This window comes from Polynucleobacter sp. AP-Nino-20-G2, from assembly GCF_018688235.1.
Classification (GTDB): Bacteria; Pseudomonadota; Gammaproteobacteria; order Burkholderiales; family Burkholderiaceae; genus Polynucleobacter.
Genome location: NZ_CP061313.1, coordinates 1,828,693 through 1,852,470, shown reverse-complemented (window position 1 = coordinate 1,852,470; position 23,778 = coordinate 1,828,693). Strand labels below are relative to the sequence as shown.

Sequence of the window (23,778 nt, the reverse complement as noted above, 5' to 3'; positions counted from 1 at the left end):
TACCTTAGCCTTTGGCCTGGGCAAGTAATTCGTCGTAGCGGTTTTGTGCTTTCAGAATGAGATCGCAAACCTCGCGTACAGCGCCGCTGCCACCAGATCGCGTAGTAACAAAATGAGCGATGTCTTTTACAGCCTCATGACCTTGAGCGGGACAAATTTTTAATCCAGCAGATTTCATCATTTGAAAGTCTGGCCAATCATCACCCATCACTGCGCAATCGGCAGATTGAAGGCCCAGGGATTGAAGAATCCCCTCTAGGGCAAGGGCTTTATTTTCCACGCCCATGTGTACATGTTTGATGCCCAATTCTTCGCAGCGCGCTAAAACCATTTTTGAGCTACGGCCAGTGATGATTGCGGTTGGAATGCCAACCTTCTCAAGTAGCTTGATTCCCAATCCATCTTGAATATCAAAAGCTTTGATGGATTCTTTGCCGCTATCACCGATAAAAACTTGACCGTTGGTTAATACGCCATCGACATCTAGCACGAGGAGTTTGACTGCACCAGCGCGCTCCCATGCCTGTGGATGTTGGCTTAGAGGGTTGGTGTTGTGGGTATTAAAAGCGCTTGGCATGTATGTGAATAGATGATTTTTGTGAATGAGTTGCAGGTTTAAATCACCTTGGCTGCAAAGAGATCATGCAGATTGAGGGCGCCGAGAAGGGCGCCTTTGGGATCGGTCACCACTAGATGATTGATGCGATGTTTTTCCATCATTTCAATGGCTTCTTCAGCCAACAGCTCTGGAGGTATGGTGCGGGGAGCAGTCGTGACAGCATCCTTTAATGTGAGGCCGTCGAGGTTGGTGCTTTTTTCAAGTAAGCGACGGAGATCTCCGTCAGTAAAGATTCCTGCAACGTGATGATTGGCATCCATAGTAACAACCATCCCCATGCGCTTCGCAGTCATTTCAAGCAAAGCATCTTGTAATGTCGCGGAGATGGAGATCTTCGGAGTTTCATCAAAGTTGCGCATCACTTCGCTGACATGCATGAGTTGCTTACGGCCTAGGCGCCCACCCGGGTGCGAGCGTTGAAAGTCTTCAGCCTGAAAACCACGCGCATCTAGGAGCGCAACTGCTAATGCATCACCCATGGCTAGTGCTGCTGTGGTGCTGGTGGTGGGGGCGAGGTTTAGTGGGCAAGCCTCTTTTTCAACGCTGGTATCAATGTGCGCATCAGCCAGTTTCGCTAAAGAGGAATTTGGAGCGCCAGTGAGGGCAATGAGTTTGGCGCCTGTACGTTTCACAATGGGCACGATGGTGAGTAATTCATCCGTTTCGCCAGAATTAGATAGGGCAACAAAAACATCGTCACGGGTCACCATTCCCAAGTCACCATGACTGGCTTCAGCGGGGTGAACAAAAAAAGCGGGGGAGCCGGTAGAGGCAAATGTGGCAGCAATCTTGCGTGCGATATGGCCTGACTTCCCAATGCCGGAGACTACTATCCGTCCTTTGCAAGAGTGCAAAAGTTCTACTGCCAATATCAGGGCATCGGCATTAGCGCCTTCAAGGCGATCACGCATTGTGTGCAGTGCAGCAGCCTCAATAGTGAGGGTGTCACGCGCAAGCTTTAGGGTTCGGTCACGAGTCTTAGCTATCATGGGGTGAGTATATGCCGTCAGTCCTTCAGTTAACTCTCATCTTGCTGGCCTCCGGAGTGGCCGGGGTGGTTATTTTCCGCTATTTTGGGCTACCCCCTATTTTGGGCTATTTAGCTATCGGGGTCCTCATTGGGCCTCATGCCCTCGCTTTGGCTAATGATTCGGCCACCGTGAAGTATTTGGCCGAATTTGGGGTGGTTTTTCTGATGTTTTCGATTGGCCTGGAGTTTAATCTCCACAAGCTCAGGGCGATGCGCTCGATTGTGTTTGGCTTGGGTGGCAGCCAAGTCATTTTGACCATGCTATTGGCTGTTCCAGCCAGCCTATTGATGAACTGGATTTATCCTATCTCTTGGCAGGCTGCCATTGCCCTCGGGGGCGCCTTGGCCATGTCATCTACTGCCATTGTGACTAAATTGATCTCAGATCGTTCGGAAATTGAAACCGATCATGGCCGCAACATTATTGGTATTTTGTTATTTCAGGATTTAGCAGTTGTTTTTCTGTTGATCCTGCTGCCCTCCTTGGGCAAGAATCCAGGAGATCTCTTTCTTGCGTTAACCGCGGCCTCTATCAAGATTGCCGTTGCCCTTGTTCTGATTTTTGTCATTGGCCAAACTTTAATGAGTCGCTGGTTTAGTTTAGTGGCGAAATTGCGCTCACAAGAGCTCTTCATGCTGAACCTGTTGTTAATTGTTCTGGGTATGGCTGGGTTGACCGAGCACTTTGGATTGTCTTTAGCGTTAGGCGCTTTCTTGGCGGGTATGTTGATTGCTGAGACCCCCTATCGTCATCAAGTGGAGGAGGACGTTAAGCCTTTTAGGGATGTCCTGCTTGGACTCTTCTTTATTACCGTCGGAATGTTGTTGGATTTCGAGGTGATTTACCAACAATGGGTATTGGTTTTACTCCTCTTAGTTGGTCCATTGATATTTAAGTTTGGCCTGATTGCTTTGTTATCACGCGCCTTTGGTTCAAGCCCTGGAATTTCTATACGTACTGGTTTGTGTTTGGCGCAAGCCGGTGAATTTGGTTTCGTGCTGCTCAATCAGATTGATGGCCTAGATTTGATTGATCCTGCATTGAGTCAAGCAGTGCTTGCTGCCATGTTGTTATCCATGTTTGGTGCGCCCTTCCTGATTCAATACAGTGATCGTATTGCGATGCGCTTTTCTAGTAATGAGTGGCTACTGCAATCTTTGGCGCTTACGCGAGTGGCTGCAAAAAGTGTACGTACCGAGAATCATGTAGTGATTTGTGGATTTGGTCGTTCAGGCCAAAGTCTGGCGCGGATGCTCGATCAAGAAAAGATTCCATATATCGCCTTGGATATGGATCCTGATCGTGTGAAGGAAGCTGCGGGCGCGGGCGATAACGTGGTGTATGGTGACGCAAGTAGAGAAAATTATTTAGTAGCCGCTGGTTTAGCAAGAGCTAAAGCCGTAGTGATTACTTACGCGGATACCCCTGCGACATTAAGAGTCTTGCATCAAGTAGAACGTTTGCGTCCAGGAATGACTATCTTGGTTCGCACGAAAGACGATGCTGACTTGGCGAAGTTACAGGCGGCAGGCGCAACTGAAGTGGTGCCTGAGTTGATTGAGGGTAGCCTCATGATGGCATCGCATGTGTTGCTGATGATGGGTGTGCCTATGCGCAAGGTAGTGCGTCGCATTACTAGTGCGCGTGAGGCCCGCTATAGCCTATTGCGAGGTTATTTCCGTGGCTCTGCCGATGATGCGGAATCCAAGGAATCTTGGCGTTTACACCCTGTCACTTTATTGCCTGAGTCAGCCAGTATTGGCAAGACTCTTGATGAGCTACATCTTGAAAATGAGGGCGTTAGTGTTCAAGCGGTCAGACGTAAGGTGGGTGGATCTGACTATGTCAAGCTAGAGCTGACTCCGGATTTACGACTTCAGGCCAACGATATCTTGGTGCTTTCAGGCAATTCAGAAGCGACGGATTTAGCCGAATCTAAATTGCTCTGATTGCATCAACACTAACGTTGGTTCAGTTATTTCTTCTTTTTAGCAGAGGTTAATTTACGAACCAGTAGTGGTGCTAAATAGTGACCCGTAAAACTGGCTTCATTTTTAGCAACTTCTTCCGGTGTTCCGGTAGCAATGATTTGTCCGCCACCAGCGCCACCCTTAGGGCCTAAGTCAATAATCCAATCCGCAGTTTTGATCACATCTAAATTGTGTTCAATGATCACGATCGTATTGCCTTGCTTCTTTAAAGTCTGAAGTACTGTCAGCAAAAGTTGGATGTCATGGAAGTGCAGGCCGGTTGTCGGCTCATCCAAGATGTACAAGGTTCTGCCAGTGTCTCGTTTTGATAGCTCTAAGGAAAGCTTGACGCGCTGTGCTTCACCACCAGAGAGCGTAGTGGCGCTTTGGCCTAACTTGACATACCCCAAACCCACATCAAGTAGGGTTTTGAGTTTTCGCTTAACAATCGGAACGGCTTCAAAAAACTCATGCGCTTGCTCGATGGTCATCGATAGCACTTCATGAATGTTTTTACCCTTATAGCGAATGTCTAAAGTTTCACGGTTGTAGCGTTTGCCATGACAAACATCACATGGGACGTAGACGTCTGGCAAGAAATGCATCTCCACCTTTAGTACGCCATCACCTTCACAAGCATCGCAACGGCCACCCTTCACATTGAAAGAGAAGCGTCCCGCTTCGTAGCCACGCTCACGCGCAGCAGGCACTCCGCAGAAGAGCTCTCTGATCGGGGTAAATAAGCCGGTATACGTTGCTGGATTTGAGCGGGGTGTTCTGCCAATCGGTGACTGGTCTACGCTGATAACTTTGTCAAAGTTCTCTAGACCCTTAATGGAATCGTGTGCTGCAGGCTCAGCATTTGAACCGTAAATATGCTGTGCGACAGCATGGTGCAAGGTGTCGTTAATCAGAGTGGATTTACCGGAGCCAGATACGCCAGTCACGCAAGTGAGCAACCCAACCGGAATCTTGGCGTGGACAGATTGCAAGTTATTGCCACGCGCTCCAATAATTTCGAGGAATTTATCATTTACAGGAATACGCTTTTCTGGAACGGCGATGCATTCGCGGCCAGATAAATAAGCGCCAGTTAATGACTTGGGATTGGCTTCCACCTCTTCAGGCGTGCCCTCTGCAACTACTTCGCCACCATGCACTCCTGCACCGGGACCAATATCAATCACATAGTCAGAAGCGCGGATCATATCTTCATCATGCTCAACCACCAGTACGCTATTGCCTAAGTCGCGCAAGTGCTTGAGTGTTCCAATCAGGCGATCGTTATCCCGTTGATGCAAGCCAATAGATGGCTCATCCAATACGTACATAACCCCTGTCAGGCCGGAGCCAATTTGAGATGCAAGACGAATGCGTTGAGCCTCTCCGCCGGAAAGTGTATCGGCGCTACGCTCTAGTGAGAGATAGTCCAAGCCCACATCATTTAAGAAGCGCAGGCGTGAGCCAATCTCTTTGACAATCTTGTCGGCAATCTCGCGTTTAGCGCCTTTGAGTTCAAGCCCTTCAAAATACTCTTTAGCCTCTTTTAAAGGGAGTGCGCTGATCTCGTAAATGGCGCGAGACTGCTTGCCTTCACCTACTTTGACAAAGCGAGCTTCTTTGCGCAAACGACTGCCGTTACAGGCAGGGCAGGTTTGTACGTTCTGATAGCGGGACAATTCTTCACGAACGGTCATCGAATCTGTTTCACGATAGCGTCGCTCAAAATTAGCAACGATGCCTTCAAAGGCATGCTCACGAACGCTGTTTTTACCCCGTTCATTGATGTACTCAAATGGAATGGTGACATCACCCGAGCCTAGCAAGATTAAATCTTGCTGTTTCTTGTTTAGTGTTTCGAATGGCTTTTCCACATCGAAGCCACCATGCTTGGCAAGGGTTTGCAATAGCTTGAAATAAAACTGATTGCGACGATCCCAGCCTTTGATGGCGCCTGATGCGAGTGATAGGTCGGGGTGGGCCACAATCCGCTTTGGGTCAAAGAAGGATTGATGACCAAGGCCGTCACAAGAAGGGCATGCGCCCATCGGGTTATTAAATGAGAAGAGGCGTGGCTCAAGCTCTTGTAATGAATAAGAGCAAATTGGGCAAGCAAACTTGCTTGAGAAAATCATCTCTTTGCCAGTATCCATATCAACAATCATGGCTTTGCCATCGGTCAAACGCAGAGCGGTCTCAAAAGATTCCGCTAAGCGCTGTTGAATGTCTTGTCGAACCTTAATGCGATCTACTACCACTTCAATTGAATGCTTATCGTTTTTCTTGAGGGTGGGTAATTGATCCACTTCAAAAATTTCCGCTTTAGCAGTATTGGTTGTTCCGCCACCAGAGCGAACGCGAAAGCGGACAAATCCTTGCGCTTGCAAATCCTGGAATAAGTCTACGAATTCACCTTTGCGCTCGCTAACCACTGGAGCAAGAATCATTAACTTGGTGTCTTCAGGCATTGCTAAAACGGTATCCACCATTTGAGAAACACTTTGCGCTTCTAGTGGCAGATCATGTTCAGGGCAATGTGGTGTACCTGCGCGCGCAAATAGTAGGCGTAGGTAATCATGAATTTCCGTTACCGTCCCCACGGTTGAGCGTGGATTGTGGCTGGTTGCTTTTTGTTCAATGGAAATTGCTGGAGAGAGACCCTCAATCGTATCGACGTCTGGTTTTTCCATCAGCTGCAAGAACTGGCGGGCATAGGCTGAGAGAGACTCTACATAGCGGCGCTGTCCTTCCGCATACAGGGTGTCAAAAGCGAGGGAGCTTTTGCCTGAACCTGAAAGTCCGGTCAAGACGACCAATTTCTCTCTAGGGATGTCTAGATTGATGTTTTTGAGGTTGTGCGTGCGCGCACCGCGGATCTTAATTTCGTTATTCATGATTTTTTAGCGTAACTTGTTAATATAGCCCTTTCTCATGAATCCTTCTGAACTTCGCTCCACTCTGGCCTTAGCAGGCATCTTTGGCCTCCGTATGCTGGGCCTATTTCTGCTTTTGCCGGTTTTTAGCATCCATGCGCGTGGCTTGCCGGGTGGTGAGCATGCCTTGTGGGTAGGTCTAACCCTGGGGATTTTTAATATTGTTCAGGCTTTTTTCTACATCCCTTTGGGCCGGCTTTCTGATCGTATTGGTCGAAAACCGGTTGTTTTATGGGGGCTTTCCTTATTTGTCGCGGGTGCCTTAATTTGCGCTGCCCAGGATAGTCTCCTGTGGATCGCTATTGGACGGGGCGTGATGGGCGCAGGTGCGGTTTCTGCGGCCATTTCCGCTTGGGTGGCTGACTTGACGCGTGAGCAGGTGCGTACCCGTGCTATGGCCCTAGTAGGTGGCAGTATTGCTCTCTCATTTGCCCTGTCTCTGGTGATAGCGGCTCCAATTTATCGGATGATCAGCTTAAGCGGTATTTTTGTAGTGTTGGCGATTCTGGGCGTGGCAGCGATGTTTGTGGCTTATTACGTGTTGCCAAGCGCTAAGCCTGAAGCAAAGGTGCAGCAGGCTAGCTTGAAAGCAGTTTTCCTGCGCCCTGAGCTAATGCGCCTCAATGCGGGTGTGTTTGTTTTGCATGCGACTCAAGTGGCGATGTTCCTCGTGGTGCCCCGTTTACTTGTTCAAGCAGGTCTCCCTCTGGCATCACATTGGCAGATCTATCTTCCTGTGGTTCTGCTGTCTTTCTTTTTAATGGCACCGATTCTGATTTTTGGTGAAAAGAAGCAGCAGTTGCGCACCATTTTGTTGTTGGCGATTGTCTTGTTATTTGTCGCGGAAATTTTGTTTACTAATACCGCTTCGATTATTTCCATTGCGATTGCTTTATTGATTTACTTTGTAGGATTTAATTTGTTGGAGGCCTTGCAACCCTCCTTGGTATCGCGCTTTGCAAAAGAATCCAAGGGTACCGCATTAGGCGTTTACAACACCACTCAGTCAATTGGTCTTTTTGCTGGAGCTGTGATTGGGGGCTATTTAATGGATAGCCACGGGGATTTATCGGTTTTTGTCATGGGCGCAGTGCTGCTTTTATGCTGGCTTATAATTGCTTGGTCGATGCGTGAATTGCCTGCCAAAGTAGTGAATTCAAGTGATTCCGCGGCAAAGACAACACCTTAGCTTTACATTTAATTAACTGCATTATTTTCTTCGGGAGACAACATGGCTTCGGTAAATAAAGTCATCATCGTAGGTAACGTAGGGCGCGACCCAGAGACACGTTACATGCCAAGCGGCGACGCCGTAACCAATATTTCAGTAGCGACATCTGATCGCTACAAAGATAAGCAATCCGGTGAAATGAAAGAAACTACTGAATGGCATCGTGTTGCCTTCTTTGGCAAGCTTGCTGAGATTGCTGGTCAGTACCTTAAAAAAGGTTCACAGGTATATGTAGAAGGTCGTTTACGTACACGTAAATGGACTGATGCTAGTGGCCAAGAAAAATACTCCACTGAGATCGTTGCAGAGACAATGCAAATGCTCGGCGGCAAGCCTGTAGGTGGAAGTGGTGACGGTGGCGAAAGTTATAGTCGTTCAAAGCCGGCTGAGCAGTCAGCTCCCGCATCATCAAGCGCTGCATCACTTGGCGCAATGGATGACGATATTCCATTTTGATTGATCTCTAAGCAGTCATTTGACTGCGCAGTAATTAACCCCAGCAAGCGCCTGCTTTCTGGGGTTTTCTTTTTGCTACAGACACAGATTAATCCTGAATTTTCTGTATTCATCTTAAAATGAATCCATGAATTTCCTAGGGATAATCAAATCTCCACTTTTGGCATGCATAGCTATTTGTATTACTGCTTTGCCTCAACAATCCTTAGCAACCCCTTTTTTCTTTCCGGACATGAATCCCGCATTTGTAAAAGGGGACCCTCCGGATTGGCTGCATGACGGACGAGGTAACGATGGATATCTCACGATTAGCTCAGAAGTGATTCCTGTGAGTAGCTGTACGCAAATGGCTAGTCGTAGTTTTTGGGGATCGGATAAAACACAACTCGTGTTATCGGTTGCGACCTATGGCTTCAAAGGTAAGCTCGATAAGTTAGAGATTCCGATTGCTACGTTTGATGGTAGAGAGGGTGGTTCTGAGTGCGCCTCTCTGAGCACTACTCCATTATCAGTGGTGCCAACGACTGTATTGGGAACGCATTCCATATTTAATCCAGGGACACTCTCTCTGGTGCTCAATGTGAGAAGTTCGAATGACTCCAACCAGGATTTTGTGGGATCAGCCAAATTATTATTGGGGGCTGCTGCAATTGTGGCGACTGGTGGTTCGGCTGCTGCTATTGGCGGGATTTCGGCAACAGTTGGGAATTCGGTAGTGGGCGAGACACAAAAGAAAGCGAATAGTCTTTTGCAGGGAATGATTGATGCGAAGGTGCCCGTTACTTTTAGCTGGCCAGAGTTACGTAAAGGAATTCGGGCGGTTGAAATCTCAGTTTATAAAGCTGATCAAAGTGTTGGTAACCTCACTGACAAACAAATTCTGCAATTGCAAAAAGACCCCAAAGCAGAAAAACAACTTCTATTTACTGTGAAGCTGGAGTTTCAATTTTTCCGTAGCGTGTTTTATCCAACGGTATCCCACATTGAGGGATTGGCAAGCAGAGAAAATCTTTCATCTGAATACATTTTGAATTTTGTAATGCCGGGTTCGGGTCAAAATTTTATGCAGATCTTAAATAATTCTGCCCCTAGCCTACTGCAGCGTATTTCCAAGGCAGAAGGCTCTGATTTAGCAAAAGCCTGTTCTTCGGGATTTACGAAATTAAAAGCCGCAGGGCTTGATGATGTTGATAGCGCTATTGTTATGAAATCATTTGTTGACGAAGCAAGAGGCGATGCCGATTGGCTTACAAACCCAAGTCTAGTAAAAAGTTGCTTTTCTCAGGTGCCTAGCATTCAAAAAAATCTTGAGTTGATTTATGGCGCCAACACACCACCCTCAAAAGAGGTGCTCGAGCCTTAGTTATTGTCTGGCGTGACGGGTATTGTCTGGCCATGGCGCATTGTGATCGGTGCGGAAGGGGTTGATATCCAAACCGCCGCGACGGGTATAGCGCGCGTAGACTGAGAGCTTCTCTGGCTTGCATTGACGTTTGATGTCACAGAAGATGGTTTCGACGCAATGCTCATGGAACTCACCAAGTTGCCTAAAGCCAATGAGGTAACGCAGCAAGCCCTCTTCCAAAATTGGTCTGCCCTGATAGCGAATTTCCACGCTAGCCCAATCCGGTTGACCGGTAACGGGGCAGTTTGATTTCAGTAAATGAGAGACCAAGCATTGCTCAATGGGCCCAAAAGATTCATTCACTTCAAGCAAGGCGGGATCAGCAGTTAAGCTGGGGTCTATCTCAATATCGAGACGATCCATTAAGACCCCACTCATTTCTCGCATACCCTTTTTGGCGACTAACTCAGTTGGGTTGATGCGTGTAGAAACTGCGCTACCGGCAACGGCAGATAGATCGCTTATTAATCTCTCGCGTACTTCATGTTCATCTTCGAAACGAGCGCTATTCAAGCTATTGAGATAGAGCTTGAACGATTTTGATTCAATCATATTTGGCGAATCTGCCGGCACTTGAAATTCTGCTAGAGCAATTTGTGGCTTCCCTTTTTTATTGAGCCAGCTGAGTTCAAAGGCATTCCAAATATCTACCCCGACAAAGGGCAGGGCTTGATTTGGTTTGATGTCTAACTTCAGTCGATTTTCGGATCGAGGAATTGGGAATAATAGACTGGGATCATATCGGTCTGGATATTGCGAAGCTTGACCTAGTGGAAGTGTTGCCATGGATTTATTTAGTCTTTAGGCTTATTGGATACGCCAGATACAACGTGACCGGTAGGCGCTACCGATGCGGCAGATTGGCAGTGACCTGTTTGATCATCAAAGAAAAAGTCTGGTTCGAATTCGCGGAGGAATTCGCTCTTAGAGAGGCCGCCTAAGAACATCGCCTCATCGACATCAACTCCCCATGCCATCAGGGTGCGGATAGCGCGTTCATGTGCGGGTGCAGAGCGAGCGGTTACGAGCGCAGTGCGGATACGCATCCCCTTTTCACTGGTGGAGCGTTGCAAGCGATGCAATGCTTCTAATAAGGGTTTGAAGGGGCCTGGCGGTAAAGGAATGTCGGCCTTCTTGCTTTCATGATCTACAAAGGCAACTAAGCCTTCGCTCTGAAATACTTGTTCCGCTTCATCTGAAAAGAGAACGGCATCTCCGTCAAATGCGATGCGGATTTCATTGGGATGTGACTCCGCAGTTTTGCTGGACTCTGGATATACGCGCGCGGCAGGAAATCCTGCATCAATAGTGGCGCGAACATCATCCTCGTTTGCCGAGAGAAATAAGTTGGCATGCAGCGAGCGGAGGTAATGATAAGGTGGGCGCCCACGAGTGAACACGCCACGCTCTAGATGCAAGCCATGGTGTTCGGCGGAACGGAAAACTCTCAGACCGCTTACGGGATCATTGCGAGACAGTATGACCACTTCAACACGTTGCTCACCTTCTTCATTGAATGCTAATAGTTTCTTCACTAGCGGGAAAGCCACGCCTGTCTGAGCTGCTTTGGATAAACGCTCCAATTGCAATTTCATATAAGCGCTGTCATCAGTCGATTCAAAGATACGGTTCTCTTCTTCGAAGTCAAAGAGTGCGCGTGATGAAATCGCTACGACAAGTTTTCCGCTGAGTGTGTATGACATTATTTCAAGAACAGACGATAAGCTGGGTTATCGGTTTCATTCCAATGTGGATAACCGAGTGAGGCTAAGAAGTTCTGAAATTTCTTCTGTTCATTTTTAGGTACTTGAATGCCCACCAAGATGCGGCCATAGTCGGCGCCGTGATTGCGATAGTGGAACAAGCTGATATTCCAATTTGGCGCCATGCTAGTGAGGAACTTCATCAGAGCGCCTGGGCGCTCCGGAAATTCAAAGCGATAGAGCAATTCATCTTTGGCAAGTGTTGAGCGGCCACCAACCATATGACGCAGGTGTGACTTGGCTAACTCATCATGCGTGAGATCAATCGTGGCAAATTTTGCCTTGCGGAAATGCTTTGCAATCGCCGCGCTGTCTGTTGCCTTTTGTGTGCCGATGCCTACAAAGATGTGCGCTTCACTTTGATCGGCGATACGATAGTTAAATTCGGTGACATTGCGATTGCCGAGTAGTTCGCAGAAGCGCCGGAAGGAACCGCGCTCCTCAGGAATAGTGACTGCGAAAACCGCTTCGCGGAATTCACCAACGTCAGCGCGTTCAGCAACAAAGCGCAAGCGGCTGAAGTTCATATTGGCGCCACAAGCGATGGCTACTAATGTTTTCTTTTTCAGGCGATGCTTTTCAACATATTTCTTCATCCCTGCAATCGCCAAAGCGCCGGCTGGTTCAAGGATACTGCGCGTATCTGTAAAGACATCATTAATTGCTGCGCAGATTTCATCGGTATCTACTGTGACGATGTCATCGACAACGCGTTTACAGATCCTGAAGGTTTCTTTGCCAACAAGCTTAACGGCCGTGCCATCAGAGAAGAGGCCAACATCCTTCATCTCAATGCGCTTATTTGCTGCGAGCGATCTTCTCATAGCATCAGAGTCGACCGATTGAACGCCAATCACTTTGGTCTTTGGGCTTACCGCTTTGACGTACTCGCCAATGCCAGCAATTAAGCCACCACCACCGATTGCGACAAAAATGGCGTCAATTGGCTCTTGGTATTGTTGAAAGATTTCTTGGGCAATAGTGCCTTGCCCAGCAATGACATCTGGATCATCAAAGGGGTGAACGAAGGTGAGCCCTCGTTTTTTCTCTAAAAGCTCAGAATGCTTGAAGGCATCGCTATAGGATTCGCCATGCAGGATCACTTCAACCCAGGATCCGCCTCGAGCCTTCACGGCATCAATTTTGACGCTTGGAGTGGTGAGGGGCATCACGATTACTGCTTTGCACTTCATTTTTGCTGCCGAGAGGGCAACCCCTTGAGCGTGGTTGCCTGCGGAGGCCGCAATGACGCCCCGTTTTAGGGCTTCCGGGGGTAAATGGGCCATTTTGTTATAGGCGCCACGCAGTTTGAAGGAGAAAACCGGCTGGTTATCCTCTCTTTTGAGCAAAACCTGGTTGCCTAAGCGCTTAGTGAGTTCGGGGGCTAGCTGAAGTTCTGTTTCCCTGGCCACATCGTAGACACGGGCCGATAAAATTTTCTTTAAATAGTTCGTTGCCATGCGATGAGCGTACCATGAATGGCCTCTAAGCCCTTAGATTTGCAAGGGTTTATCCCTCCAGCCAGCATCTTTCTTCGTTTCCTGCCAATATCAGGATCCCTCAATTAAAATGCATATTTATCAAATATGACGCTATGAACGCTCCATTAGCTTTGAACCAGTTGCTAGATTCCGATGCGGGTTCACCCCGCCTTCGTGAAATCCCCTACAACTACACCTCTTTTTCTGATCGAGAAATCGTTATTCGCCTACTAGGCGAGGAGTCATGGCGCGTTCTGAACGATTTGCGTGGGGTGCGCCGCACTGGACGTTCCGCTCGGATGCTCTTTGAGGTGTTGGGTGATATTTGGGTGGTTCAGCGCAACCCTTTCTTGCAAGATGATTTGTTAGATAACGCCAATCGTCGTCAATTGCTGATTGATGCTTTGTGGCATCGCCTTGGTGAAGTGAAAAAACGATCCAGCGGAGATTCTGTCGAGCAGGTTCAAGTTTTATTAAATGCCGCGCATCGCGCTGTGGAAAGTTTTGAGCAGGGTTTTAAAGAAGTTACTGAAATTCGGAAGCGCGCTCGCAAAGAGCTTGGGCGTCACACTGCCTCTGACAATATTTGCTTTGATGGCGTGTCTCGTGCTGCGCACGTAACAGATGCGACTGATTGGCGTGTCGAGTTTCCACTGGTTGTTCTAAAGCCTGACTATGAATCTGAAATTCCTGGATTGGTGAAGGCTTGTATCGAATTGGGCTTAACCATCATTCCACGTGGAGGTGGTACTGGTTATACCGGTGGCGCTATTCCACTCTATGCAATGTCGGCTGTAATCAACACTGAAAAATTGCAAGATATCGATGGCGTGAAGAGCAAACGTTTGCCGGGTGTTGATCACGAAGTATCGACAATTTTCACTGGCGCTGGCGTGGTGACGCGTCGGGTCTCTGACGCTGCAGAGCATGCTGGGCTTGTGTTTGCGGTTGATCCTACCTCTGCCGATGCAAGTTGTATTGGCGGCAATATCGCAATGAATGCTGGCGGTAAAAAGGCGGTTCTCTGGGGTACTGCTTTGGATAACTTGGCCAGCTGGCGCATGGTTGATCCAGAGGGCAATTGGTTAGATATCGAGCGTCTTGATCACAATCTTGGAAAAATTCACGTTGTAGAAAAAGTGCGCTTTCAGTTGACTTGGTCTGATGGCTTAAGTGAGCCAGGCGAGCGTATTCTCAAAACAGAAATTCTTGAGGTCGAAGGAAAGCGTTTCCGCAAAGAAGGTTTAGGTAAGGATGTGACTGATAAATTTTTATCAGGCTTACCTGGCGTTCAGAAAGAAGGCTGCGACGGTTTAATTACCAGTGCAACCTGGATCTTGCATCGCATGCCAAAGTTCATGCGAACAGTTTGTCTGGAGTTTTTTGGTCAGGCGCAAGAAGCTATTCCTAGCATTGTGGAGATTAAGGCTTATCTTGATGGCCTAAGTAAAGACGGTGGACCAATCTTAGCTGGCTTAGAGCATTTGGATGATCGCTATTTAAGGGCGGTCGGTTATTCCACAAAATCCAAGCGCAACAGCTTGCCAAAAATGGTATTGATCGGTGATATCGCTGGCGATGATGAAGAGGCGGTTGCCGCGGCCACTAGTGAAGTCGTGCGCATGTCCAATAACCGTGTGGGTGAAGGTTTTGTTGCGGTCAGCGCTGAAGCGCGTAAAAAGTTTTGGCTGGACCGGGCGCGAACTGCCGCCATTGCGCGTCATACCAATGCGTTCAAGATTAACGAAGACGTGGTGATCCCCTTGCCACGTATGGGTGAGTACACCGAAGGTATTGAGCGTATCAATATCGAACTGTCCCTTAAGAACAAGCTACAAGTATTGGATGGTCTCGAATCATTCTTGAAAAAGAGTGCGTTGCCATTAGGTAAAGCCACTGAAGATTACGAAATACCAACCGCGGAAATTTTGGGTGATCGTGTTCAGCAAGCGCTTGAGTTAATTGCTGGAGTACGGGCACGTTGGTCTGAGTGGTTGGCGCAGATGGATACCCACTTCCCGGATTTACAAAACTACAGTTTGCGCGCTTCTTGGAAATCTGAAGTGCGCTCCGAGCTCAGAATTATTTTTGGTGGACTAGCTTTTGAACCCATCTTAAATGAGCTGGAAGCTATCCATAAAAACATTTTGCGTAAGCGTGTATTTGTGGCATTGCATATGCATGCGGGGGATGGCAACGTTCATACCAATATTCCCGTGAACTCTGATGACTACGAGATGCTGCAAGATGCGCATCGTGCGGTAGATCGGATTATGAAATTAGCTCGCTCATTAGATGGCGTGATTTCTGGTGAGCATGGTATTGGTATTACCAAATTAGAGTACCTCACCGAAGATGAGTTGAAAGATTTCCGTGCTTACAAGAAGCGCGTGGATCCAGATGGACGATTTAATAAAGGTAAGTTGATGCCGCATGCTGATCTCAGCATGGCTTACACGCCGAGTTTTGGCTTGATGGGTCACGAATCCATCATCATGCAACAAAGTGATATTGGTGCAATCGCCGATAGCGTGAAAGATTGCTTGCGTTGCGGCAAATGTAAACCCGTCTGCTCAACGCATGTGCCACGTGCGAATTTACTCTACAGTCCTCGCGACAAAATCTTGGCTACTTCATTGCTGATTGAGGCTTTCCTCTACGAAGAGCAAACTCGCCGTGGTGTATCCATTCGCCATTGGGAAATGTTTGATGACGTTGCTGCGCATTGCACTGTGTGTCATAAGTGTTTGACTCCATGTCCAGTGAAGATTGACTTCGGTGATGTCACCATGAATATGCGTAACTTATTACGCAAGATGGGGCAACAGCGCTTTAACCCAGGAACAGCAGCATCCATGCTCTTCTTGAATGCTACTGATCCAGACACAATCAAGTTAGCTCGTAAGACCATGATTGGTTGGGGTTATAAGCTGCAACGTTTAGGCAATGATGTATTCCGCAAGCTAGCTCGTAAGCAAACTGCGCATCCACCGGCGACTGTCACTAAGCCAAATATCAAAGAGCAGGTGATTTTCTTCGTCAATAAGAAGATGCCCGGCAATCTTCCTAAGAAGACTGCGCGTGCATTGCTCGATATTGAGGATGCAAATTACGTACCGATTATTCGGGATCCAAAAACAACCTCTGCCGATACTGAGGCAGTGTTTTATTTCCCGGGTTGTGGATCAGAACGATTGTTTTCTCAGGTTGGCTTAGCAACGCAAGCAATGTTGTGGAATGTGGGCGTGCAAACTGTATTGCCTCCAGGCTACCTCTGCTGTGGATATCCTCAGCGTGGCAATGGTGACTTTGATAAAGCCGAGAAAATGATTACGGACAATCGCGTGCTTTTCCATCGCGTTGCCAATACTCTGAATTATTTGGATATCAAGACGGTTGTAGTGTCATGCGGTACTTGTTATGACCAGTTGGCGGGTTATCAGTTTGAGCAGATTTTCCCGGGCTGCCGCATCATTGATATTCATGAATACTTGCTGGAGAAGGGCGTCAAACTTGCTAACGTCACTGGCGTGAAGTACATGTATCACGATCCTTGTCACTCCCCGATGAAATTACAGGATCCCATTAAAACGGTGAATGAATTAATTCAATTGGAAGACGGCAATGCGATTCAGAAGAATGATCGTTGTTGTGGTGAGTCTGGAACGCTGGCAGTAACGCGTCCTGATATCTCTACACAAGTACGTTTCCGTAAGCAGATTGAAATGGAAAAGGGCGCGAATGATTTGCGTAAAGGTGACTTTACAGGCGAAGTTAAGGTGCTGACGAGTTGCCCATCTTGCCTGCAAGGTTTGACCCGTTTTGATGCTGATAGCGATACGACTGCCGATTACATCGTGGTTGAGATGGCTCAAAAATTATTAGGCGATGACTGGATGCAGGACTATGTGACCAAGGCTAATCAGGGTGGTATTGAGAGGGTATTGGTTTAATGATTCCAACAAACGTCGTAGTGCACCAGCAGTCTAAAGTGTTAGAGCTCAGCTATGACAACGGCAATACTTACCGTCTACCTTTTGAGTTTCTGAGAGTGGTCTCGCCTTCTGCTGAAGTGCAGGGCCATGGCCCAGGGCAGGAGACACTTCAAACAGGTAAACGGGATGTGCTGATCGCTAACATTGAACCGGTAGGGCATTACGCCCTCAAGCCCTCTTTCTCTGACGGGCATGATTCTGGTTTGTATTCCTGGGATTACTTACACTTTTTATGTGAAAACTATGAGCAATTATGGAAAGAACATCTAGATAAATTAGCTGCCGCTGGTTTAGATCGTGATACTCCAATGAGTGTTGCTGGTGGAAAATCTTGCGGTAGTCATTAAGTATTCTTCAATAAAGTAAAAATATGAGTAAGACCCATTTTGGATATCAAAGCGTTGATGAAGCTGAAAAAGCTGGCAAGGTCGCGGAAGTATTTCACTCAGTAGCGAGTAAGTACGATGTGATGAATGACTTGATGTCTTTTGGCTTGCATCGTTTGTGGAAAAAAATCACCATTGCTCGCGCTCAAGTTCGACCTGGCCAAAAGGTATTGGATATTGCTGGCGGCACAGGTGATTTAGCTGCTGCGTTCGCTCGTGCAGCTGGCTGGGGTCACAATGCGGAAGCGCAGGTATGGCTAAGCGATATCAACGCTTCTATGTTGGGTGTTGGACGTGATCGCCTCCTGGACAAAGGATTGGCTTTGCCTTGTGTTCAGTTTGATGCTGAGAAGATTCCTTTTCCAGCCAACCATTTTGATGTTGTCACAGTGGCTTTTGGTTTGCGCAATATGACCCATAAAGATGTTGCTCTGGGTGAGATGCGTCGCGTGATTAAGCCAGGCGGTCGAGTATTGGTTTTGGAATTTTCAAAGCCGGATGCATTTTTGCAGCCTGTATATGACGCTTACTCTTTTAAAGTGCTCCCTTGGTTGGGGGAAAAGATTGCTCAAGACTCTGAAAGCTATCGGTATTTAGCTGAATCTATTCGGATGCATCCAGATGCCCAAGCCCTTAAAGACATTATGTTGGGGGTTGGCTTTGATGAGGTTGAAACCCACAGAATGACTGGGGGTATCGTTGCCTTGCATATTGGTATTAAATACTAGTGAGTTTGAAATTTTTAGCAGATAAAAATAAGAGCAGTTCAACAGGGGATAAAAGTATGAATAAGCATTTTTTCAAAGCAGTGTTCTTGAGCCTGAGTTTGTTACTTGCTTCCGTAGGTCATGTTGATGCAGCCCGTTTGGGTGGCGGCAGAAGCATTGGTAGGGCGCCGAGTGCACCCATTCAAAAACAGGCGGCACCTGTACAAAAACCTGTGCAACAAGCTCAACCTGCTGCTCCCGCTCCCCAGGCGCCAACCCCTAGCCGCTTTGGCGGTATGGGTGGGATCTTGGGTGGCTTGGCTGCAGGACTTGGTATTGGCTATCTCTTATCTCACTTTGGCCTAGGCGATGCAGCAGCATCTTTGATTGCCGGGCTATTTATTGCGGTTGTAGCTGGCTTTGTAGTGATGTTTCTCATTAGAAAATTACTGCCGGCCTTATCTGGCGCGGGACAATCTCCCCATATTCCTTCGCAGGGAATGCAGCGCACTTCTGACAATTCAGTGACCAGACAAGAGCCTGCGTTTACGCCAGCATCCAATGCATTTGGTGGCGTTGCTTTAGAGGCGCCCGCATTTCAATCAACCCTGCCCCCTGGCTTTGATGAATATGCGTTTTTGGAGAACGCTAAACAATACTTCGTCGGGCTACAAAAGGCGTGGGATCAAGGTGATTTGGCCGCTTTACGTGAATTTACGACCCCTGAAATGTTTGCCACGATTGAGCAGGATCTTTCGGGTCGTGCAGATAGCCTTAATCAAACTGATGTCGTTTCTATTAATGCTCAATTATTGGGTATTGAGACCGCGGACAATGCCTACTTCTGTAGTGTTCAGTTTTCCGGAATGATTCGTGAGCAGGCTGGGGCGCAAGCAAACAATTTCTCCGAAATTTGGAATTTGAGTAAGCCTGTGACGGGTCCTGGTGGTTGGGTGCTGGCCGGCATCCAGCAGTTGGTTTAAGCTTGAGGTACTTTCCATTGAAAGCCCGCACTTGTGCGGGTTTTTTACGCCCATGAATACTGCTTCACCTACCACTCACACTATTGCAGCCGCTGCCGCGTGCCGAGGGATTAATCATGTGCTGATGGCAGAGCCTTGGGCTACGGCTGAGCTAGCTAAGCATTCCGGGAAAGTCATTTTGCTTAAGCTGCCTATTGGCAACCTGGGTTTTGAGTTAACGCCAGGTGGCCTATTGAATTCTGTGGCACCACTTCAGCAACCCTCCTTGGAGTTGGACATTTCCGCAGATGCGCTGGGTTCCCTGCTTGGCGGCCCCGGCAATTTACGTGAGCAAGCAATCAAAGCGGTCAAAATTACTGGTGATGCTGATTTAGCGCAATTATTAGGACGCTTAGCGGGGCAAGTGCGCTGGGAATATGAAGAAGATTTGGCTAAATTGATTGGCGATGCTCCCGCAAACTTTGCTATTCGCCAAGGAAAGAAAGTGGTTTCCTCTGGAAAATCTGCTGTTTCTGACTTGCTGGAAAATGTAGTGGAGTACGTCAGCGAAGAAAGAAAAGTGCTTTTAAATAAACGAGATTTTATGGTTCGCAAGAATGAGTTAAATGAATTGCGTGATGCGGTTGATCGTATGGAAAAGCGGATTCAACTTCTAGAGAAAAAAGGTTAATCCATCATGCGTAGACTTGCTCGCCTCTCTTTTATTTTCTTTACCGCATGGCGTTATGGTTTGTTGCCTTTATTGCGCGATATTCTCAAGCCGGGTATTCGCCGTGGTCTGCTAACGGTAATTTGTTGGACCTCGCCTGGTGAATCTTTGCCTAGGGGCGAGCGTATTCGTTTAACGCTAGAGGCACTGGGTCCAATCTTTGTGAAGTTTGGTCAAGTTCTTTCCACGCGACGGGATTTATTGCCTGAAGATATTGCGAATGAATTAGCGAAGTTACAGGATCAAGTCCCCCCTTTTTCCAATGAAGAATCTTGTCGTTTGATTGAGCAGGCACTCGGACAATCGATTCAAGAAGTGTTTATCAGTTTTGATCCAACCCCAGTGGCTAGCGCTTCTGTGGCACAAGTGCACTTCGGCCTATTGCGTGGAACTGAGAAGCATCCTGAGTGGGAGGGGCGCGCCGTAGCCGTTAAAGTGCTTCGCCCCGGAATCTTACCGGTGATTGAGGGTGACCTTGCGCTGCTCTATGACTTAGCAAAAATTATCGAGAAAAGTTCAGAGGACGGTCGTCGCTTAAAGCCACGCGAGAACGTGGCAGAGTTTGATACCTATTTGCATGATGAATTAGATCTCATGCGTGAGGCGGCAAATGCAAGTCAGTTGCGCCGCTATTTTGTTGATTCAAAAAAATTGATGATCCCTGAAATGTATTGGGATTTATGTCACACCAATGTCATCGTGATGGAGAGGATGGATGGCATCTCCATTGGGCGAACTGCAGAGTTGCGCGCGGCGGGTGTCGACTTTAAGAAATTAGCGGCAGATGGAGTGGAAATATTCTTCACTCAAGTATTTCAGTATGGTTTCTTCCATGCTGATATGCATCCGGGAAATATCATGATTAGCTTGGAGCCGGATACATTTGGCCGCTTCATCTCCCTGGATTTTGGAATTGTTGGCGCGCTTAGTCAGTCTGATAAGAGTTATTTGGCGTTAAATTTCCTGGCATTTTTTAATCGTGATTACCGTCGTGTCGCGGAGTTGCATATCGAGTCTGGTTGGGTTCCTGCTGATACGCGGGTTGAGGAGCTCGAGGGTGCGGTGCGCTCAGTTTGTGAGCCTTATTTTGATCGCCCTTTAAAGGAAATTTCCTTGGGTATTGTGTTGATGCGCTTATTCCAAACCTCTCGCCGCTTTAAGGTGGAGATCCAGCCGCAACTGACGCTCCTGCAAAAAACCTTATTAAATGTTGAGGGACTAGCTCGCCAATTGGATCCGGATCTGGATTTATGGAAAACCGCTAAGCCAATTTTGGAAAAATGGGTCAGCCAGCAATTGGGTTGGAGAGCTTTAGTCGATGGTTTGAAGGCTGAAGCGCCAGGATGGGCGCAGATTTTGCCGACTTTGCCCCGGTTGCTGATAGAGAGTTTGGCTCGTGATCGCGGTCAGCAAAGAGGGCAAAACCTTGAATTGGAGGTTCTAAAGGGCCTTTTATTGCAAGAAAGGCGTACACATCGCCTATTGGTTGGTGCCTTGCTCTTTGCGGGTGGATTTTTGGCGGGAATATTGATTATTGGCCTAGGGCTCTATTAGTCTGTCGCCGTTCCCCGCTTAAACCGCTAAAATGCTAGGTTAGGCAAAGCGCAAGCATAGGGACATGAAAAAATACTTTATCGCAGGGATCTTGGTGTGGGCACCAATGTCAATCACCATTTGGGTGATTGCAGGGGGCTTGGGCTTGCTCGACGGTGTTTTTGGTTCTGTAATGCATGCCATTATCGCCATATTTCCGAACCAATTTGCCGCTGATTTACAGCATTTCCGGGAGCTTCCGGGCGTTGGAATTTTGATCGTGATATCGGTCATTATGTTTACTGGCGTACTTGCGATTAGTTTTGCGGGCCAGTGGTGGATGAAGATTTGGAATCGATTGATGAATCGAATTCCGATCGTGCGCTCCATTTATTCCAGTGTGCAGCAAGTTTCTTCGACTTTATTTTCGGGAAGCGGCCAAGCATTTAGTAAGGCGTTACTGATTCGTTATCCGCATGCGGATTCTTGGGCAATTGCGTTTCAAACGGGTATTCCAGCAAAAGAAGTAGCGGCTAAGTTGGGTGAGGACTATGTCAATGTATTTTTGCCAACAACACCCAATCCAACGTCGGGCTTTTTCATGATCGTTCCTCGCGCCCATACTATCCAATTAGAGATGAGCGTTGAAGAGGCGCTCAAACACATTGTTTCAATGGGATCTGTTCCTCCCACCAGTTCAACTGGTTTGACAGCTAGTCAGTCAAACCATCATTTTTGATTTATAGGAAATTGTTATGTCGATGCGAAGCCATACCTGTGGCCAGGTAACTGAATCACTTATTGGTCAAGAAGTTACTCTCTCCGGTTGGGTTAATCGCCGCCGCGATCATGGTGGCGTGATCTTTATTGATTTGCGTGATCATCAAGGATTTGTGCAGGTAGTATGCGATCCAGATCGTCCAGATATGTTTGCTTTGGCTGAGCAGGTTCGCAACGAGTTTTGCATTCAGATCAAAGGCTTGGTGCGTGCCCGTCCGGCTGGTACCGAGAATAATGATTTAGCGAGTGGCAAGATTGAAGTGCTTTGCCATAGCTTGGTGATTTTGAATGCCTCTATCACTCCTCCATTCCAGTTGGAAGATGAGAATCTTTCTGAAACAACGCGCTTAACGCATCGTGTTTTGGATTTGCGTCGTCCACAGATGCAAAAGAATCTACGTCTACGTTACAACGTAGCAATGGAATGCCGTCGCTATTTAGATGCTGCTGGTTTCATTGATATTGAAACACCGATGTTGACGAAGAGTACGCCTGAAGGCGCACGCGATTACCTAGTTCCTTCACGCGTTCATGACGGACAGTTTTTTGCTTTGCCACAATCACCCCAGTTATTTAAACAGTTGCTGATGGTTGCCGGCTTTGATCGTTACTACCAAATTACAAAATGTTTCCGTGACGAAGATTTGCGTGCCGATCGTCAGCCTGAATTTACTCAAATCGACTGTGAAACCGCATTCTTGAGCGAGTTAGAGATTCGTGATTTATTTGAAAACATGATCCGTCATATTTTCAAAAAGACGATGAATGTGGAGTTGCCAAATCCATTCCCAACAATGCCTTACTCCGAAGGCATGGCGCGTTTTGGTTCCGACAAGCCAGATCTACGGGTGAATTTTGAGTTCACTGAATTGACTGATCTGATGAAGGATGTGGACTTCAAGGTCTTCTCAGGAGCTGCTAATCAAGTGGGTGGTCGCGTAGTTGGTTTATGTGTTCCTGGCGGCTCTGAGATTAGTCGTAGCGAAATCGATGATTACACTCAATTTGTCAGCATCTATGGCGCCAAAGGTTTGGCATGGATTAAGGTGAACTCTGTGGCTGAAGGTCGCAATGGCTTGCAATCTCCAATCGTCAAGAACTTGCATGACGCTGCTATCGAGGGCATCCTCAAGCGCACTGGCGCTAAAGATGGCGATATTATTTTCTTCGGTGCGGATAAAGAAAAAGTCGTGAACGATGCCATCGGTAACTTGCGCCTGAAGATTGGTCATTCTGCTTGGGGTAAAGAGCATGGCCTATCAACTGAAGGCTGGAAGCCATTGTGGGTAGTGGATTTCCCAATGTTTGACTACGATGAAGGTGAAGCCCGTTGGGTTGCTTGTCACCATCCATTCACCAGCCCTAAAGATGAGCATATGCAGTACCTAGAATCTGATCCAGGCAGGTGCTTAGCTAAAGCGTATGACATGGTTCTGAATGGTAGCGAAATTGGTGGCGGCTCAGTACGTATTCACCAAGAGGCTGTGCAGAGTCAGGTATTCCGCGCATTGAAGATCGGCGCCGAAGAAGCCCAAGCGAAGTTTGGCTTCTTATTGGATGCTTTGCAGTATGGCGCCCCTCCTCATGGTGGTATCGCATTTGGTCTGGATCGCATTGTCACCATGATGACTGGTGCGGAATCGATTCGTGATGTGATTGCCTTCCCTAAAACACAACGTGCTCAGTGTTTATTAACTCAAGCTCCGAGCCCAGTTGATGAGCGTCAGCTAAAAGAGTTGCATATCCGCTTGCGTCAAGCAGCTCCTGCCGCCTAATTCATCGGGTCATTACAGCAT

Annotated in this window: 18 protein-coding genes; 12 read left to right on the top strand and 6 right to left on the bottom strand. The window is 47.6% G+C overall.

What is annotated here, in order from left to right; all coding sequences use genetic code 11:
- Positions 1-4: 4 nt before the first annotated feature.
- Both FD960_RS09560 and FD960_RS09555 read right to left on the bottom strand, forming a co-directional pair.
- Positions 5-577 carry an HAD family hydrolase gene (locus tag FD960_RS09560; protein WP_215298965.1) on the bottom strand — a complete coding sequence of 191 codons (573 nt, stop codon included), beginning with the start codon at positions 575-577 and terminating at the stop codon, positions 5-7.
- Between the two features lie 38 nt (positions 578-615).
- Entirely contained in the window at positions 616-1,608 is a 993-nt protein-coding gene (locus tag FD960_RS09555) for an SIS domain-containing protein (protein ID WP_215298963.1), read from the bottom strand.
- A gap of 11 nt (positions 1,609-1,619) precedes the next feature.
- Between FD960_RS09555 and FD960_RS09550 the strand changes: the two genes are divergently transcribed.
- Positions 1,620-3,599, top strand: a complete 1,980-nt coding sequence (locus FD960_RS09550; RefSeq protein WP_215298961.1) for a monovalent cation:proton antiporter family protein — start codon at positions 1,620-1,622, stop codon at positions 3,597-3,599.
- Between the two features lie 26 nt (positions 3,600-3,625).
- Here FD960_RS09550 and uvrA read toward each other — a convergent pair whose 3' ends face one another.
- Positions 3,626-6,514 (bottom strand): excinuclease ABC subunit UvrA, encoded by a 2,889-nt coding sequence (gene uvrA / locus FD960_RS09545; protein WP_215298959.1) that lies wholly within the window; start codon positions 6,512-6,514, stop codon positions 3,626-3,628.
- Between the two features lie 37 nt (positions 6,515-6,551).
- Here uvrA and FD960_RS09540 point away from each other — a divergent pair, with 37 nt between their 5' ends.
- The 3 genes from FD960_RS09540 to FD960_RS09530 all read left to right on the top strand — a co-directional run bounded on the left by FD960_RS09540 (position 6,552) and on the right by FD960_RS09530 (position 9,603).
- Complete coding sequence (locus FD960_RS09540) at positions 6,552-7,742, top strand: MFS transporter (protein WP_215298957.1); 1,191 nt, start codon at positions 6,552-6,554, stop codon at positions 7,740-7,742.
- Between the two features lie 42 nt (positions 7,743-7,784).
- Positions 7,785-8,240, top strand: a complete 456-nt coding sequence (gene ssb, locus FD960_RS09535; protein ID WP_215298956.1) for a single-stranded DNA-binding protein — start codon at positions 7,785-7,787, stop codon at positions 8,238-8,240.
- Positions 8,241-8,400: 160 nt separating this feature from the next.
- On the top strand, positions 8,401-9,603 hold the full coding sequence (locus tag FD960_RS09530; protein WP_215298955.1) for a hypothetical protein: 1,203 nt from the start codon (positions 8,401-8,403) through the stop codon (positions 9,601-9,603).
- Here the strand turns inward: FD960_RS09530 and queF are convergent, their stop codons facing one another.
- Genes queF through ilvA form a run of 3 tightly spaced genes read right to left on the bottom strand, consistent with a single transcriptional unit; the run spans position 9,604 to position 12,868 of the window.
- Positions 9,604-10,431: an NADPH-dependent 7-cyano-7-deazaguanine reductase QueF gene (gene queF, locus FD960_RS09525; protein WP_215298954.1), complete on the bottom strand. Its 828-nt coding sequence runs from the start codon at positions 10,429-10,431 to the stop codon at positions 9,604-9,606. It lies immediately after the preceding gene.
- A gap of 8 nt (positions 10,432-10,439) precedes the next feature.
- A complete protein-coding gene (locus FD960_RS09520) occupies positions 10,440-11,348 on the bottom strand; it encodes a 5'-nucleotidase (protein ID WP_215298953.1) in 909 nt (302 codons plus the stop codon).
- Positions 11,348-12,868: a threonine ammonia-lyase, biosynthetic gene (ilvA, locus tag FD960_RS09515; RefSeq protein WP_215298952.1), complete on the bottom strand. Its 1,521-nt coding sequence runs from the start codon at positions 12,866-12,868 to the stop codon at positions 11,348-11,350. Before ilvA ends, FD960_RS09520 begins: the two co-directional genes overlap by 1 nt.
- Before the next feature lie 134 nt (positions 12,869-13,002).
- Here ilvA and FD960_RS09510 point away from each other — a divergent pair, with 134 nt between their 5' ends.
- The 8 genes from FD960_RS09510 to aspS all read left to right on the top strand — a co-directional run bounded on the left by FD960_RS09510 (position 13,003) and on the right by aspS (position 23,757).
- Positions 13,003-16,842 carry an FAD/FMN-binding oxidoreductase gene (locus FD960_RS09510; protein ID WP_215298951.1) on the top strand — a complete coding sequence of 1,280 codons (3,840 nt, stop codon included), beginning with the start codon at positions 13,003-13,005 and terminating at the stop codon, positions 16,840-16,842.
- Positions 16,842-17,231 (top strand): gamma-butyrobetaine hydroxylase-like domain-containing protein, encoded by a 390-nt coding sequence (locus FD960_RS09505; RefSeq protein WP_215298950.1) that lies wholly within the window; start codon positions 16,842-16,844, stop codon positions 17,229-17,231. The genes FD960_RS09510 and FD960_RS09505 overlap by 1 nt, the downstream gene beginning before the upstream one ends.
- A 23-nt stretch (positions 17,232-17,254) precedes the next feature.
- Positions 17,255-17,998, top strand: a complete 744-nt coding sequence (ubiE, locus tag FD960_RS09500; RefSeq protein ID WP_215298949.1) for a bifunctional demethylmenaquinone methyltransferase/2-methoxy-6-polyprenyl-1,4-benzoquinol methylase UbiE — start codon at positions 17,255-17,257, stop codon at positions 17,996-17,998.
- A gap of 56 nt (positions 17,999-18,054) precedes the next feature.
- Positions 18,055-18,960 carry a Tim44 domain-containing protein gene (locus FD960_RS09495; protein WP_215298948.1) on the top strand — a complete coding sequence of 302 codons (906 nt, stop codon included), beginning with the start codon at positions 18,055-18,057 and terminating at the stop codon, positions 18,958-18,960.
- 52 nt (positions 18,961-19,012) lie between these two features.
- The gene (locus tag FD960_RS09490; protein WP_215298947.1) at positions 19,013-19,630 is read left to right on the top strand and encodes an SCP2 domain-containing protein; all 618 of its coding nucleotides are present in this window, start codon (positions 19,013-19,015) and stop codon (positions 19,628-19,630) included.
- A gap of 6 nt (positions 19,631-19,636) precedes the next feature.
- Positions 19,637-21,223 carry a ubiquinone biosynthesis regulatory protein kinase UbiB gene (ubiB, locus tag FD960_RS09485; RefSeq protein WP_215298946.1) on the top strand — a complete coding sequence of 529 codons (1,587 nt, stop codon included), beginning with the start codon at positions 19,637-19,639 and terminating at the stop codon, positions 21,221-21,223.
- A gap of 64 nt (positions 21,224-21,287) precedes the next feature.
- Positions 21,288-21,941 carry a DUF502 domain-containing protein gene (locus FD960_RS09480; RefSeq protein WP_215298945.1) on the top strand — a complete coding sequence of 218 codons (654 nt, stop codon included), beginning with the start codon at positions 21,288-21,290 and terminating at the stop codon, positions 21,939-21,941.
- 16 nt (positions 21,942-21,957) lie between these two features.
- On the top strand, positions 21,958-23,757 hold the full coding sequence (gene aspS / locus FD960_RS09475; RefSeq protein ID WP_215298944.1) for an aspartate--tRNA ligase: 1,800 nt from the start codon (positions 21,958-21,960) through the stop codon (positions 23,755-23,757).
- The last annotated feature ends 21 nt before the right edge of the window (positions 23,758-23,778 follow it).

Coding starts and splice junctions, on each gene's coding strand:
- FD960_RS09560 (WP_215298965.1), bottom strand. CDS start 577: ATGCCAAGCGCTTTTAATACCCACAACACCAACCCTCTAAGCCAACAT.
- FD960_RS09555 (WP_215298963.1), bottom strand. CDS start 1,608: ATGATAGCTAAGACTCGTGACCGAACCCTAAAGCTTGCGCGTGACACC.
- FD960_RS09550 (WP_215298961.1), top strand. CDS start 1,620: ATGCCGTCAGTCCTTCAGTTAACTCTCATCTTGCTGGCCTCCGGAGTG.
- uvrA (WP_215298959.1), bottom strand. CDS start 6,514: ATGAATAACGAAATTAAGATCCGCGGTGCGCGCACGCACAACCTCAAA.
- FD960_RS09540 (WP_215298957.1), top strand. CDS start 6,552: ATGAATCCTTCTGAACTTCGCTCCACTCTGGCCTTAGCAGGCATCTTT.
- ssb (WP_215298956.1), top strand. CDS start 7,785: ATGGCTTCGGTAAATAAAGTCATCATCGTAGGTAACGTAGGGCGCGAC.
- queF (WP_215298954.1), bottom strand. CDS start 10,431: ATGGCAACACTTCCACTAGGTCAAGCTTCGCAATATCCAGACCGATAT.
- FD960_RS09520 (WP_215298953.1), bottom strand. CDS start 11,348: ATGTCATACACACTCAGCGGAAAACTTGTCGTAGCGATTTCATCACGC.
- ilvA (WP_215298952.1), bottom strand. CDS start 12,868: ATGGCAACGAACTATTTAAAGAAAATTTTATCGGCCCGTGTCTACGAT.
- FD960_RS09510 (WP_215298951.1), top strand. CDS start 13,003: ATGAACGCTCCATTAGCTTTGAACCAGTTGCTAGATTCCGATGCGGGT.
- FD960_RS09505 (WP_215298950.1), top strand. CDS start 16,842: ATGATTCCAACAAACGTCGTAGTGCACCAGCAGTCTAAAGTGTTAGAG.
- ubiE (WP_215298949.1), top strand. CDS start 17,255: ATGAGTAAGACCCATTTTGGATATCAAAGCGTTGATGAAGCTGAAAAA.
- FD960_RS09495 (WP_215298948.1), top strand. CDS start 18,055: ATGAATAAGCATTTTTTCAAAGCAGTGTTCTTGAGCCTGAGTTTGTTA.
- FD960_RS09490 (WP_215298947.1), top strand. CDS start 19,013: ATGAATACTGCTTCACCTACCACTCACACTATTGCAGCCGCTGCCGCG.
- ubiB (WP_215298946.1), top strand. CDS start 19,637: ATGCGTAGACTTGCTCGCCTCTCTTTTATTTTCTTTACCGCATGGCGT.
- FD960_RS09480 (WP_215298945.1), top strand. CDS start 21,288: ATGAAAAAATACTTTATCGCAGGGATCTTGGTGTGGGCACCAATGTCA.
- aspS (WP_215298944.1), top strand. CDS start 21,958: ATGTCGATGCGAAGCCATACCTGTGGCCAGGTAACTGAATCACTTATT.